Source organism: Vallitaleaceae bacterium 9-2, from assembly GCA_038396585.1.
Taxonomy (GTDB): Bacteria; Bacillota; Clostridia; order Lachnospirales; family Vallitaleaceae; genus UBA1351.
Window position 1 is genome coordinate 334955 of the sequence record CP121691.1, and the last position, 15462, is coordinate 350416.

Genomic DNA, 15462 nt, shown 5'->3' on the forward strand with positions numbered 1-15462 from the left:
CGTGAAGAGGAATGATGGATTTTATGAAAAAAGATGACTTAGTGAGTTTAAAGCAAGTCGAAGATTTTCTACAAAGATTCGGCAAGAAGGCAGATGTTCAAGAGAAGAGAGCAAAGACTTGGTTAATCATCAGTATAGCGATCCTTGTGTTAGCGGTTGCAGCCGTAGTCGTGTATAAGGTATTCTTCTATGAGAGCGACGACTTTGATGATTTTGATGAATATGATGACGATTTTGACGACATGGATTATGATGATGATTATGACGATTTTGATGACTTTGAAGACGAAGATGACTTCGTTGATGATCTAGAAGAAGATCTAGAAGAAGCACAAGACGATGTAGAAAAGTAATCATATGAATACACAAAGAACTGCTCGAAGGAGCAGTTCTTTTAAATGTAACAGTAAGTGCTATAGAGGGAGGAATGACAATTCAATGAAAAAAAAGCAAGAATTTGTAGGTGTTGTAGAGAAAGTTGACTTTCCCAATAAAGGGTATGTCAAAGTAGATGAAGAAACGGTTATCGTAAAGAATGTAATCCCCGGACAAAAGGTGCGTGGGATTACGACAAAACGACGTAATGGCAAATTCTTGGGGAGACTTTTAGAAACGGTTCAACCAGCACCTGATGCAGTTGAGGCGCCTTGTCCGGTTTTTGGAGAATGTGGAGGATGCCTCTACCAATCCATGCCTTATGAAAAACAATTGCAACTTAAGGAGACACAAGTACGCCAGATGATTGAAAAGGTGACCGGACCTCTTGAAGAACGCTATGAAGGCATTGTGGCAAGTCCTGAGATATTTGGCTATCGTAACAAGATGGAGTACTCCTTTGGCGATACACAAAAAGACGGTCCCCTTGTCTTAGGCATGCATAAGCGTGGAAGTACCTATGATATCAGTCCTGCCGGTGAGTGCCAAATCGTACATGAAGACTTTAATAAGATTCTTAATTATACGGTTGAACGCTTCCGCCAAGATAATCTAACCTATTATCATAAGCGTAGCCATGAAGGTTACCTGCGTTACCTTCTAGTTCGACGAGGCGTCAATACACAAGAGATTATGGTAAACCTTGTCACCTCCTCCCAGCTAGATTATGACCTAAAGCCTTGGATAGACGGTCTAGTTCAATTAGCTGAAGAGGACTTAGACCATGCCTTGGTATCTGTGGTTCATACCGTATCTGATACTTTGTCCGACGCAGTAAAGCCGGAAGATGTACACTTACTCCATGGGCGAGACTTTATCTATGAAGAGCTTCTGGGACTGCGCTTTAAGATCTCTCCCTTTAGCTTTTTCCAGACGAATTCACTCGGGGCTGAGAAGCTCTATGATGTTGTCCGCCATTATATTGGTGAGACGAAGGATAAGATTGTCTTTGACCTATATTCCGGCACCGGAACCATTACGCAACTCTTAGCTCCTGTTGCTCAAAAGGCTGTCGGAGTCGAGATTGTTGAAGAAGCGGTAGAGGCTGCTAAGGAAAATGCAGAACTTAATCAACTGTCTAACTGCGAATTTATCGCAGGTGATGTCCTAGCAGCCCTTGATGACTTAACAGACAAACCGGACTTAATCGTCTTAGACCCACCAAGGGATGGCATTCATCCAAAGGCTCTTCCTAAGATTATCGACTTTGGTGTAGATACCATGGTTTATGTTAGTTGTAAACCCACATCCTTAGCTAGAGACCTTGTAGTCCTACAAGAAGCCGGATATGTGGTTCAGAAGATGACCTTAGTTGATTTATTTCCGCATACGTATCATTGTGAGGTTGTGTGCCTGTTGCAAAGACAATGAAGGAGGAAAAAATGTTTACAGAAAAAGAACACAATTTAGCAAATGAAGCATCCTTAACGGCATCTTTGTTAGGAAATGGGTTGAATGCACTAAGAAAAGCCGATTTATATAACAAGGGACTCTACTACCAGGCGTTCTTTTCACTTTCTATTGGTATTGAAAGATTGTTAAAAATTATCATCATTAATAAATATAGAGCGAATCATGATGAGGTTTTTCCTACTGATATTAATCCCCGAGTATTTGGACATGATCTTATAAAACTTTGTGAGTATATTGGTATTAAATTTGAAAGTAATCCTTTGCATATTAAAATGGTTACATTTTTAAATGATTTTGCAAAAAAATCACGTTATTATAATATAGATAGTATGATGAATACAAATGTAAAATATGATGATCCGCTTTCTGATTGGTACTTATTATCTGAGGATATTTTAAATTCTTCAAAGAAGAAAAATATTATCCAAAATAAACAGGAATTCGCAAATATAATAGACTCCGTCAGCCTTATTAGATTTAATGATTTGCAGGGTAATGAAATAACAAATGCAATGGGGCTATTAGATGAATTTGAATCAAGGAATATAATTCAATCTTATTCTGTTCAATTTATGTTTGAGATTATTACTAAACTAGTAGATGAAATTAGAATATTGGAAACCCAAAAATATATGATGCCTGTATTGTCCGAATTTTTCACATTGTACCATAAATACTGGAAACCATATGAAATCAGAAAAAAGAAAGACTGGCTTAGAGTATAGATTTTTAGCCAAGGAACTACCAGCTACATACGACATCATTATTGTCTACTCAAGGCATTGCGAGGTTGTATGCCTGTTGCAACGTTCTGAGAGATAAAATAGAATAAAAATTAGTGAAAGCCGTGAGTTGAAATCAGCTCACGGCTTTTTTGCACCCTATATTAGAAAAGGGATTGATATGAAAAAACTTAAAAGGATAGAACCTACCAAAGGAGAAAATAAAAAGTTGAAGGTTGCTGCGTATTGTAGGGTTAGTACAAAATTTGAAAGCCAGCAAAGTAGCATTGATTTACAAATATCTAATTATAAAACGATCATACAAAGTAATCCTCACTGGGAATACGCAGGAGTTTATTTTGATTATGGCAGTGGACTAAGGCAAAAAGGTCGTTCTAATTTGGAGAACATGATAAATAAGGCTTGTTCTGGTGAAATTGATTACATTCTTACCAAATCTCTCAGTAGATTATCTAGGAATGTTTTAGATACATTAATTATCATAAGAAAATTAAAAGAAAGGGGCATTAATATGTATTTTGAAAATGAAAACCTAAACTCAATTGAAGATGAAGCAGAATTTGCAATCACTCTTAGTGGCGTTCTAGCTCAGGAAGAAATCAGAAATCTTAGCGAAAATATTCAATGGGGCTATCAAAGGAAGTTTGAAAAAGGGGACATATTTACCAAGTATAAAAATTTTATGGGTTACAAATGTGAAAACGGCAATTTAGTTATTGTACCTGAGCAAGCAGAAGCCGTGAAAACAATATTTAATCTATATTTAGATGGAATGACATTACAGCAGATAAAAGAGCAGTTAGAAAGCCAGCAAATCAAAACTGCTACGGGAAAAGATATTTGGGCAACTTATGTTATCCAGAAGATGCTTAAAAATGAGAAGCATAAAGGGTGTACCATGTTTCAGAAAACTTATACTGAAGATTATATTACTGGAAAAAGAAAAGTGAATCATGGAGAGAGGGCAAAATATTATATAGAAGATACGCATCCTGCTATTGTATCAAAAGATATATTTAATAGAGTACAAGAGGAAATGAAACGTCGCGAAAGAATTGTGCGTTATGATGATGGAAGTATAGAAGTGTCAAAGAGCAAATTTAATAGCAAGTACATACTAGGCAATTTATTAGTATGTGGGGATTGTGGTGCATCCTATCGTAGAAGAACGGAACGTGGCAAAGTGTTATGGAGATGTGCTACAAGAATTGAAAAGGGCAAAGATAAGTGTGGATTATCCCCTACGATAAATGAAGAATGGTTAAAAGAACAGCTCTCAGAGCTGATTTGTGATGGCACTTATGATGAAAGTCTAGTGAAGAGTAAGGTTGATAGAATTGAAGTTTATGATGGACATATTTTAGTTAAAGGATATGCTGGGGAAAGTATAAAGGTTTGTTTATAGTGAAACAAGAAACTGGAGATAAAATTCTCAGGAATCGTGGTAAACCAAGAAGTGGACTACTATGAATAGTAAAATAGGAGTAGGGTGTCTTCCCTGCTCCTATGAACGAAAGGCCAAAACTAAAGCTGTCGATATAGTTGAGGGTTTTAGTTTTGGCATTACATTATTTTTAAACATACTGTAAAATTATGTATAAACCACTGATTTACTGTTGAATATTGTTTGGAAAAGATATACAATTATACCAACAATGTTGTTTTTATTGTTGTTCTATTTAGGAGGTATAATTGTGCTGTCAGTTAATGAATTATTAGATATTGCAAAGCGTGAAATTATAAACCTCAAGGCCGGTGAGATTTTCCTTGTTCGTGATTTATTTAAAGGTTACCAATGGAATAGAATTTCTCGTAGCGACCGACTCCTCCTGGGCACCTTATTTCTCAACTATATCAAAAGTAATGATATAAGCGTTGTCCCGATTGAAAAGACTTCATCTGGGCAGCAGAGATATAAATGTCTTTACAAATAATTGCCGTTGGGAGGAATTATAATATGTCTAAAATTACTCAAATTGAAAAAGGGATTTTTATGAAGCTGTTTAACAGAAGTGGCTATGTATTAGATTTTTCTACAAATGATTTTGATGTGTTTACATTAGAAAGTGTTGGCATTGCGTTATGCGAAACTTACAAACAATCTAAAGGTAAATCGTTAATGGCTTATATTAGTGAAGCAGCAGAAGATGATATTATAAAATTATTAAAAGATTTATTAGAATATTATGAAGCACATTTTGAATATGAAATTGAAAATGATGATGACTATTCAAAAGTATATAAGCGATGTAAAGATATAATGGAACGTCTCTTATATAATAAAAGTCCGCTTACCCCTGTTGCAGTGAATTTGAAAGAGAAATTCTCAAGTGAATATCTTTCTACACAAATTGATTTAATGTTAAAAATGCAGTCTGAAAATCCAACAGAAGCAATTGGAAAAACTAAGGAATTGGTTGAAAGCTGTTGTAAAACAATCCTCGATGAAAATGAAATTGAATGGGATAAGAACTGGGATGTAGGACAGTTGACTGGTGAAACAGTTAAGCTTCTTAAACTTATGCCTAAAGATATACCTGATACGGCACCTGCAGCTAATGAGATGAAAGCTATTTTAGGAAACTTACGTGGGATAGCTACAAACTTGGCGGCACTACGTAATCCGTATGGCAGTGGACATGGTAAAAGTGCAACTTACAAAGGTCTTGAAGAACGCCATGCCAAACTTGCTGTAGGTAGTAGTATCACTCTGGTTAGTTTCCTTTGGGATACTCATGAGAGGAGATGTATTTAAAGCAGTGGAGCGAATTAGTGAAATAACCAAACGTGATATCCTTGATTTATTTCAAAATGGAATTGAACGTGATATAGACATATTGTTTGAAACAGAAAAAGCTACCTATTGCTATTATGGACGGCTTGAAGAAATTGAATTTTTGGAAAGATTATATGATTTAAATAGTATACCTAGTTTAGATTCGAGATTTTCAGATGCAAAAGGTGATATTTGGCAACACACAGTAAATAATGACGACTATCCTTTTTGCTGGGTTTTCGAAGATGAGCGCTTTGAATTAAAAGACGGAAGTGATGAAAAATACTTGAAATTTATCTGTGAGATATTTCATCCTGCTGTTAGGTATGAAAAAGGATATTGGAAAGAATTTCTTGATGAAATTAATAAATTATTGCAAAATGACGGGTATGAAATTTATACTGAAAAAAAGATATCTAACCGTGATATCTATGGGTGGAGAGTGTTTAATCCTAAAGAAAACAAATTATTTATTCCATACTCACTGCGTAATCAAAAAGGTTTAAAAAATAAAAAAATATCTATTAAAATGATTGCAAGGAATCAAATCTATCAGTTATTAGAAAAATACAATAATACTTATCGAGAAACAAATGAAACTGGTTGGAACTATGATATTACAACTAGTGAAGAAGTTTTTAATGATATTCGTCAGTTTTATATACCTAAATGTTATAATGAAAAAAACCAGTACATAGAAACTTCCAACCTAGAAGAGTTTGTGCTCCACAGTTCCCCGTATTGTGTGATAGATATGATAGAGTTTTTCGAGAAATATAATTCTGACTCTGATTTTGAAGTGCAAGTTAATGCAATATTAAGGCTAAATAATATTGATTTAAAGCTTATCAACGGTAAATTTGAAAGTTTATTTAATAGTCAATTAGAAAGCGTTATGATAGCACCAATACAAGAAACTGGACTGAAAGAGTTAATTCAAGAATCTACAAAATATTATGATGATGGTAATGTCAAAATTGCGGTTGAAAAGCTTTGGGACGCTTTTGAAAGGTTAAAGACATATTATTTTCCGACTTTAGATAAAAAGAAATCTACAAATAAAATTATTAAGGATATTGCTGGCGATAAAAAACCATATATTGATGTATTTGAAAAAGAATTTTTTGAACTTACTGCGATAGGAAATAACTTTAGAATTCGTCATCATGAAACTAACAAAATAGATATAGAAGACAATAGGCATTATGATTATTTCTATAAGCGTTGCCTGTCGTTGGTTTCACTTGCAATTCAATATTTGTGCGATTAACTGTTTGGAGGAAAACATAATGGAACTAAAACATCTTATTATAAAGAATTTTAGAAACTTTGAAAATCTGAATATAGATTTATCAAATAGAAACATTATTTTTGGTCTTAATGATATAGGAAAAAGTAATTTTTTAGCAGCATTACGTTTCCTACTTGACCGTAATTTTCGTAAAAATGGATTTATAGATTCAGATTTTTACAATAAAGACATAACCAAAGAAATTATAATTACACTTGAAGTAAAAGTTTCTGATGAAGAAGATGACGAAGATAGCAAAAAAATATTTAAAATGATGAAGGGTGCTATTGATTCTAAATCCGATAGAGTATTTTTTCAACTTAAAACTACTTTTGATAGCGAGAAATCCGTAGGAGAACCAACGATGTTTTGGGGAATAGATGTTAATAATCTTGAGGATATTCCAAGTAGACAGTCATATTTTGAAATTGATAAGTACATCAATGTTATATATATAGATTCATCAATTAGGCTTGAAAGTACCTTTAAACAATATTCTAGGGAGATATTTAGAAAAGAATCGTCTTTAGAAGCTGATGAACGTAAAAAATTAGTTAATAATATAGATAAATTGAACTCATGTGTATCTAAACTAAATGCAATTAAAGGACTTAAATCTGATTTGGTTAAAGAGTATAAGAAATTTCGAAATGAAAAGGGGTTTAAAATAGCAATTAAATCTGAAATTGAGATTGATAATCTACATGATAAATTGACTCCATTTATATTGGATGATGAATGCAAAACATATCCTACTGCCGGTGATGGTCGAAAAAAAATATTATCTTACACATTATTAACACTTGAAAACAGAAGAAAAGAAGATGAAATGATAAATGTGTTTCTTGTTGAAGAATTGGAAAATCATTTACATAGATCTATGCAATTGTCTCTTTCATATGAAATTTTTTCGGATAATCTATTTAAGTATTTGTTTTTAACAACACATTCATCTCTTATTGTAAGTCAGATGGATCAAGTAAATCTAATTAAATTAGTTAAAGAATGTGCCGTTGTTGGTAAGTCATTTGCATACTTTGTTCCAAGTGATTATAAAAAATTAAAACAAAAACTTAATCAGAATTTAGCAGAAGCGATTTATGCTGATGTTGTTCTTTTAGTAGAAGGACCATCTGAAAAAACATTATTTGAAAGAATTTTGTACGATAAATGTGAGAGATATGAAAGCCTTGGTGGATATATTCTCGAAGTTGAAGGTATTAATTTTAAAGAGTATTATGATGTGTTAATTGCTTTAGGAATAGATGTGATTATAAGAACTGATAATGATTTGAAATTGTATGAAAAAACAAGTAAAGCAAATCTTTTAGGGGTAAATAGATGTTTGAATTTATTAGGAAAAGAAAAGAAATCTAATATTATTATAGATAATGTTTCAAATTATAAAACAAATATATCTATACAAATCGATAAAAAAAGAGAAATTTTTGACCAAAAATATCCTAATATGATTAAAAACTTTACGAAGAAGAATATTTACTTATCACGGGTAGACTTAGAAAATGATTTATACGAAGCTATACCTAATGTAATGGATAATTTGTCAAAAGAAAATAATAGTTCCATGACTGGAGTTGATTATCTTCAAACAGCCAAACTGAAAAATATGATTAAATTATGTCAAAAATTAAATAAACAAAACGTTAATTCTATATATAACCATGATAGGTTTGAGTGCTTGAGAAAGCTGGTGGAATTATGTTGCCAGTAGATAAAGAAACCAGAGAAAAAATTTTAGACTGTAAAGGTAATATTGTTATTAGTGCTAGTGCAGGAACTGGTAAAACTTATACAACAGTAGCAAGAATATTAAGGGATATAGAGAACAACAAAACCTTTAGAACCTTTGCTGCAATTACTTTTACTAGGAAAGCGGCTAAAGAAATTGCAAACCGTCTTGGAATAAATCGAGCTGATGGTTTTGTGGGTACTAATGATAATTTTGTCTGGACTGAAATCATTCAACCCTTTATGTATGATGTTTATGGCCGTGATTTTAAAAAGAAAATAAATCCAGATTATGGCGATGCAAACCAAATAGAAACTTTTGATGAAGGCATTGAGAAAATTCGTGAAACTGGCTTTATGTGTAAATTTAATGATAATCACGAGAACTTTGCCTTTCAGTTGGCATTAGATATATTAAAAAAATCCCACTCAGCTAGTAGATATATGAAATCAAAATATTTTAGGATATATATTGATGAATATCAAGATAGTGATATAGATATGCATTCATTTTTTATTTATCTAAGTGATGAATTAAAAATACCATTGTTTGTAGTAGGTGATATTAAGCAATCAATATACGGGTGGCGTGGGGCATATTGTGATGGATTTAAAAGTTTCTTTGATAAAGATGGCTTTAATTTATTTAAGCTGTGGCATAATTTTAGGTCTAATAAGGCGATACAGAATTACTCAAATATTTTTATGGAATCAGTTAGAGAACAATATACTAAAATTAACTTTAACGAGGAAGTTATTTTATATCAGTATAATAATCAAAATAATGCGTGTAGCTACATAAAAAAGTGGATCGATGCAGGTAAAAAATGTGCGATACTTAGCTTTAGTAATGCCGATGCAAAATCTTGGAGTGATTTTTTAAATCAAGCTGGGGTTAATTTTGTTTATGTTCCACAAGCGCCTCTTGATGATACAAAACTTGAAAGTGAACATATTTGGATTGCTAGAGGAATTGCCAACTATGTGATGGCAAAGAGATATAGCGAGTATGATTTCAAAGATGAAATTCCAATTCCAGATAATTATAAAATATCAATACTAAAAAGTAAATTAATGAATATTAGCGACAATATAGGAAAAAATGAGGATTTTTTCAAGGCAAGTTACGAATTGTACTCATATCTTAGCTACGATGAGGTAACAGAGAAAGTAAAAAATGAAGTAGAAAAACTTTATGAGACAGTAACCGATGAAGAATATATACCAAGCTACAATTCCGATAGTTATTTATTAACCTCCGGAACTATACATTCATCTAAAGGTTTAGAATTTAGTCAAGTAATTATAAATGCAGGTAATTACAACTTCAACAATGATGGTATAAAATATTTGCATTATGTTGCTGTGTCAAGACCTGAAGATAGACTGTTAGTTTTAGCTGAGCGAGGATATTATGCAAGAAGGTATTTAGGATACATAGATGAAGCAATTAGTGATTTAAACAAAATCGGAAATGAAGTTGTTAGAGATGACATTATAAGTTTAGTAAAATAAAAAATTTATAGCTGCAAAATAAAATTGAATCAAATAATTGTGCCGAATAAAGCTTTCAAGTAGCAATTATTTGAAAGTTTTATTGTGCACGATTTTTACCAATTATTAAAAATATACATATGAAGAATCTGAAATAATCCGTATTGCTCGTGAAGCATATGAGGAAGAAGAACGTAGAAATTGTTTGTTGAAGTTCAAAAAACAATTGAGTTAACAAACGTTGCTTCGAATTATGATACTGCATGCAAAATAAGAGCTTATATTGCTGCTGTTGAAGCAAGTATAACAAAAGAAACTTTAGATGATCAAACGGTCCAGTGGATCGATTGGGCTAAGAAAAAAGCTGATTGTTATGATCCTACTGTAGCTAGAAATGATGAGTATTTTGGAAAGCGTGAACACAAAAAAAGTGAAAATGAAAAGGCTCTGAAAAAAAGTGGCTACAGGTGGTAATACAAGTCCATATTATGTTCATTTAAGTCACACGTAGGTAAATAGTAATTGTGTGTTAAAATACAGGAAGAGATAACTTTAAGGGAGAAAAAGTTAATGAAACTACTAATTGAAGAATGGGCCGAAAATAATCTAAATGACAATGCATTTGAAATGATGAAAGAAGCAGTTATGTGTTATAAAATAGGTGTCTATAGAGCCGCATATCTAATGTCATATTTAGCCTTTAAGTTGACGATAAGAGAAAGGTTGCTTTCATCAAACTCAAAACCTGATAGCATAAGTGAGGCATCTTGGAATGATGAAGTTATATCAGTTTTAAGAAATGATGATAAATGGGAAGATTGCATTAATAAAATGGTAAACACCGCTCCTGATAACAACAAAACATGTTTAGGTAAAATTTTTAAGTTTTCAAACAGAGAAAAGGTAAAGAATAATTATGAAACATGGAAATACATACGACATAGTTGTGCACATGGAAAAGAAGAGAATATTTCATCTGCTACTGTAGAACAGTTTTGGAATTATATGCAAAATGATTTATCAGAGTATTATCTATTGGGAGGTGAAAAATATTTAGCTGATGAGTTATACCGAACTTATAAATATTTCTATTCTCTAAAGCAAATGCACTTAAATAATTTATTAAAGGATATTTCTTCTGTTTATAAGGGAGATGCAAAAAAATGTTTTAATACTTTATATACAAAAGAAAAAACATGCTTAACTACAAAACAAAATAATGTTGAGTTTTGGCATGTAGTTTTCTCTTATCCTGATGAAAATATTTCAGATGGTTTTATTGATTTATTATATGAGCATGATGAGTATTTCTTAGATTGGTATATTAAATATCCTAAATTACTTTACATAATGATAAGTAGATACAAGACATTTATTCAAGAACGATTAGCTCAAATTTTGGAAAAAGGGTATTATATTGAACAATATCAATTTTGGAATATTCTTTGTGATATCTTGCAAATTGACAATAACTTAATAGATCTATATAAAATAACTTCAGACTATAATAAATTGAAAATGATAGAAACAATTAATTCCTTAGAACAATCAAAAATTAATATTCTGGAGAAGTATAAAGTATTTAATTTATTGCTTTATAATGCTGGAAAGGATTTGTTTAATAATGATAGTACAGCACAGTGGGAGTATTATTCTTGGAGTAGTGGAAAAGATGACACTTATATTATTAAGTGCTTTGATTATATTGACTGGGATATGGATTTAATCGAAAAAATGGAGAATAGTTTTGATTATCTAAAAGAAAATGTTAAAAGCAGATCAAATTTTGATTCAAGGCATAATGGAAATATACGGATTGAAACTTATGAAAAAATCATAAAAAATAGTAAAGATAAAATAGAAGAAACATGTAAAAACAGCAATATTGAGTTAGAAAGATTTCAAAATATAAATGAGTTACTTAAATAAGCCGATAAAAACCGCACTTTCAAATATTATGAAACAAAATGTTAAATGGAAGAGGTATGAATAACTTTTTTAAAAAGAAAGGTGCCGCCAAGAAACCACCAGCTCCCCACGACATTATTATTGTCTACTCAAGGCACGTTGAAACGATAATTCTGATGACAAATTGTGGTTTGGAAGACGAAAAATAGGGTTTGACCACAACATGCTGTGGTTTTGGAGCAGTTTTCGGGCTTGAAAACGGACAAAAAAGTACCGTTTTTGAGCCTTAAAAAATGGTGAAAATATAGATGACATAGGGTGTTTTGGTTAATTAGAAAGAAATTAAGTATGATGGAGGTATATATTATGGCAAGGAAAGATTATTATAATTGTGAATTGGCTCCGGAGGTGAACTCAATTGTTGCAGCGGCATCAGCTGTATTAACAAATAAAAATGGTGATATATTGTTGCATAAACGGAGAGATAATTATCAGTGGTCTCTTATTGGAGGAGGTATGGAATATGGAGAAAGTATCAGCCAAACCATATTAAGAGAAATAGAAGAGGAAACAGGTTATAAGGCTAATATTGATAAAGTTATAGGAATATATAGCAACCCAAGACATGTAATAGCTTATTCAGATGGCGAAGTTCGCCAGCAGTTTTCAATATGCTTTCATTGTGTTATAGATGGTGGTAATAAAAAAATAAGCAATGAATCAATAGAACTTAGGTTTTTTAATAGAAATGAAATCGAAACGCTAGAAATACATGAATCTCAAAGAACTAGGATTGAAGATTATTATGAAAATAGAGAAAGAGCGTTTATTCGTTAGGGGAAATTTGGATGAATAGAAAAGTAGGAAAAGAACTGTTAGTTTATATAATCATATTTTTGCTTAGTATACTAATTTTGATATATGGAGCCAAGAACAATAACACTATAACAGGTACAGTTGCAATTAATGTAGGAACATCTATATTGGCATCAGTTTTTATATACTTTATATTAAATTTTTTTATTGGGGATCCGTTGAAACCAATTGTTAGCAGTATGAAAGAGATTAAAATGGGATTAACTGATACTATAACATTATTAGGACAAGCATCTAAAACAGGATTAGTTGGTATATGGAGCAATAGATCGGATCTAGAAACTAAATATTGGATTGAAATTTTAAAAGAATCTAAAGGTGATATTGATATTCTTTGTTATGCAATGGCATTTCTTCCAGAACATTCTGATTTTAATTCTTTGATTAGTGAAAAAATAAATCTTGGATATAGTGTTAGAATTTTATTAGGTAATCCATGTGGAAATAATATAAAATCCAGAACAATAGAAGAGAAAAATGAAGGGAGTATTTCTTCACGAATAGAAACCTCAAGACAAAGACTAAAACAGATACAAAATTTTGATAAAATACAAATCAAATATCATGATACTCCACTGTATGCTTCTATTTATAGGTTTGGGGATACTATCTTAGTAACGCCGCAATTGTATGGTACTAGAGGGGCAAAAGCACCTCTTTTGAAAGTGCAAAAAAATGATACAGACTCCTCATTATATGAATCTTACTCTACATATTTTAAATTAGTATGGGATAATGCTATTAGTGAAAATAATATACAAAATTATAATAAATCTGAAAAATAGATTTATTAATTAAAGTATTATTTTTTTATGCTCGTATTTAATAAATGAAAATTTGCAAGTAATAAACAATAATTAATAGGCTAAGCCTTAGGTCAACTTAAGACCTATAGTGACCTGACCCCAATCTTCATACCATAACTTATGTTAGTTTTTGATACTATTGAGTGGTACAAATATGGTATTCGCAATGTAGGTTCTGTTTATGAGTCTTTGATGGAGCGAGAATTTCTAACAATCAATAATAAAACTGGCAAATACGAGCTTACAAATCACGGTAAAGCTGAACTTGAAGAGATATGCCTATGTACCATATATGCATAGGCACAGCAAATATACTACATTTACCGTGTGGGATTTAAATCGATTGTTGGGTACTGATGATAAAAGTAATATTACTTTTCAGGAGTGTATAAAAAAAGTGAAGATATTTGGTTGGAAGTGCTTGAATACATCGATACTGTTTATGATGAAGACTATCTCAAAATATTTATATTATGGGAGATGGAGCTTCTTGGATAAAATCAGGAGACGATGTTTTAGGAGCAAAGTGGCTGTTTTGTATTAGACAAATTTCACTTGAATCAATCGATTATGAAAGCAGTTGGACACTTGGGAGATTCCGTGTCAGATGCAGGAACAGCAGTCTATGATGGAATTAGTATGGAGGATTTTGATGTAGTAGAAAATGTGTTTAGAATAGCTGCATTTTATGCCGAAAGTGATGCAAAAAAGGAGCAGGTTAGAAAAACAAAAGTATATATTAAAAATCATTGGGAAGCAATTATTAGGCCGAATAATGATGAGGCAGCACGAATGGGATGTAGTGCTGAAGGACAAGTGAGTCATATTTTATCGAGCAGATTGAGTAGTCGTCCATTAGGTTGGTCAGAAAAAGTAGCCTCTCAAATGGCGAGATTAAGAGCCTATTCAGCAAATAAGGGAAATATATATGATCTACTAAAATATCGTGAAGAAAAGCAAATGAGAGTTCCTCAAGAAGAAATAAGAGAAGAGTTTGATCGAAGATTCAAGAAAAAACAAAAGACATACACAGATGTATGGAATCATAATACAGCAGCTGGAAGTATAGGTAAGACGGATGGTATGTATTACTTGATGAAAAAACTAAGAGGTATCTGCGGATAAAATATGATATACAAGACCAAGATTAATTCTTATAAATCATACAGAGGGATAGTTCTATCTTTCTTTTTCCGACGATAAATTAACGCGACCAAAGATATTTGGGAAATTGACACAGTGGATAATAAATGCTAATATAGAGATAACATACATGTGTATGTATTGGAGGTGATGAAGTGCCACGCTATGATCCATGCCAAAAGACTAAGCAAGATATATTGGAAACTGCTATGCGTCTATTTTCAGAAAAAGGATTAGAAAATGTTAGTGTGGAAGATGTAGTGAAAGAACTAGGTGTCACAAGGGGTGCATTTTACCACTATTTTAAATCACGAGAAGAATTAATTGCAGGCGTTATGTATAAGTCTTTTCATGATAATAACCCATTTCATACGGTAAGCCAACGGAAAGACTTAAATGCACTTGAAAAACTACATTTTATAATTAAGTTAGACTTTCTTCCTCGCTTAGAGCAAAGCGATAGCATGAGAGCGCAAATGAAGAAGATGTCAAATAATCCTGTTGTATTTAAGAACGAAATACTCTCTCAAGTAAATATCATGTCTATATATATTGAAAGGCTATTAATCGAGGGCAATGAGGACGGCTCTATGTATGTTGCATATCCCAAACAAGCAGCACAAACGATTGCACTTTTAGTTTCTTCATGGTTAAGTCCTTATGTATTTGAGGTATCTTATGAAGAATATGTTGATAAGATTTCATTTTTTCAGCAACTTGGCGAATTGCTAGGTGTGCCTTTTATGGATGATGAAATAAAAGAACTTTTTTTAACGCTCGGTAAACAAGAGTTATTAAAATAATTTACTGCCCTTAAAAAGGCAGTAA

Annotated in this window: 14 protein-coding genes and 1 pseudogene; all 15 read left to right on the forward strand. The window is 32.0% G+C overall.

Annotation, left to right across the window (positions count from 1 at the left end; genetic code table 11):
* The first annotated feature begins 11 nt into the window (after positions 1 to 11).
* Complete coding sequence (locus tag QBE53_01655; protein WZL81831.1) at positions 12 to 353, forward strand: hypothetical protein; 342 nt, start codon at positions 12 to 14, stop codon at positions 351 to 353.
* A gap of 85 nt (positions 354 to 438) precedes the next feature.
* Positions 439 to 1806, forward strand: a complete 1368-nt coding sequence (gene rlmD, locus QBE53_01660) for a 23S rRNA (uracil(1939)-C(5))-methyltransferase RlmD (GenBank protein ID WZL81832.1) — start codon at positions 439 to 441, stop codon at positions 1804 to 1806.
* An 11-nt stretch (positions 1807 to 1817) separates the two neighbouring features.
* The gene (locus QBE53_01665; GenBank protein WZL81833.1) at positions 1818 to 2573 is read left to right on the forward strand and encodes a hypothetical protein; all 756 of its coding nucleotides are present in this window, start codon (positions 1818 to 1820) and stop codon (positions 2571 to 2573) included.
* A gap of 178 nt (positions 2574 to 2751) precedes the next feature.
* The gene (locus QBE53_01670; protein WZL81834.1) at positions 2752 to 3996 is read left to right on the forward strand and encodes a recombinase family protein; all 1245 of its coding nucleotides are present in this window, start codon (positions 2752 to 2754) and stop codon (positions 3994 to 3996) included.
* A 289-nt stretch (positions 3997 to 4285) separates the two neighbouring features.
* Positions 4286 to 4525 carry a single-stranded DNA-binding protein gene (locus tag QBE53_01675; protein WZL81835.1) on the forward strand — a complete coding sequence of 80 codons (240 nt, stop codon included), beginning with the start codon at positions 4286 to 4288 and terminating at the stop codon, positions 4523 to 4525.
* A 23-nt stretch (positions 4526 to 4548) separates the two neighbouring features.
* A complete protein-coding gene (locus QBE53_01680; protein ID WZL81836.1) occupies positions 4549 to 5346 on the forward strand; it encodes an abortive infection family protein in 798 nt (265 codons plus the stop codon).
* Positions 5347 to 5350: 4 nt separating this feature from the next.
* A complete protein-coding gene (locus tag QBE53_01685) occupies positions 5351 to 6637 on the forward strand; it encodes a hypothetical protein (protein WZL81837.1) in 1287 nt (428 codons plus the stop codon).
* Between the two features lie 19 nt (positions 6638 to 6656).
* Complete coding sequence (locus QBE53_01690) at positions 6657 to 8390, forward strand: AAA family ATPase (protein WZL81838.1); 1734 nt, start codon at positions 6657 to 6659, stop codon at positions 8388 to 8390.
* Positions 8378 to 9922 (forward strand): UvrD-helicase domain-containing protein, encoded by a 1545-nt coding sequence (locus QBE53_01695; protein WZL81839.1) that lies wholly within the window; start codon positions 8378 to 8380, stop codon positions 9920 to 9922. Before QBE53_01690 ends, QBE53_01695 begins: the two co-directional genes overlap by 13 nt.
* A 180-nt stretch (positions 9923 to 10102) precedes the next feature.
* Positions 10103 to 10375, forward strand: a complete 273-nt coding sequence (locus tag QBE53_01700) for a hypothetical protein (GenBank protein WZL81840.1) — start codon at positions 10103 to 10105, stop codon at positions 10373 to 10375.
* Between the two features lie 96 nt (positions 10376 to 10471).
* A complete protein-coding gene (locus QBE53_01705; protein ID WZL81841.1) occupies positions 10472 to 11830 on the forward strand; it encodes a hypothetical protein in 1359 nt (452 codons plus the stop codon).
* Positions 11831 to 12175: 345 nt separating this feature from the next.
* The gene (locus QBE53_01710; GenBank protein ID WZL81842.1) at positions 12176 to 12646 is read left to right on the forward strand and encodes an NUDIX domain-containing protein; all 471 of its coding nucleotides are present in this window, start codon (positions 12176 to 12178) and stop codon (positions 12644 to 12646) included.
* An 11-nt stretch (positions 12647 to 12657) separates the two neighbouring features.
* Positions 12658 to 13470: a hypothetical protein gene (locus QBE53_01715; GenBank protein ID WZL81843.1), complete on the forward strand. Its 813-nt coding sequence runs from the start codon at positions 12658 to 12660 to the stop codon at positions 13468 to 13470.
* 561 nt (positions 13471 to 14031) lie between these two features.
* Positions 14032 to 14616 (forward strand): annotated as a pseudogene (locus QBE53_01720) (UPF0236 family protein).
* Between the two features lie 173 nt (positions 14617 to 14789).
* A complete protein-coding gene (locus QBE53_01725; protein WZL81844.1) occupies positions 14790 to 15437 on the forward strand; it encodes a helix-turn-helix domain containing protein in 648 nt (215 codons plus the stop codon).
* Positions 15438 to 15462: the final 25 nt, after the last annotated feature.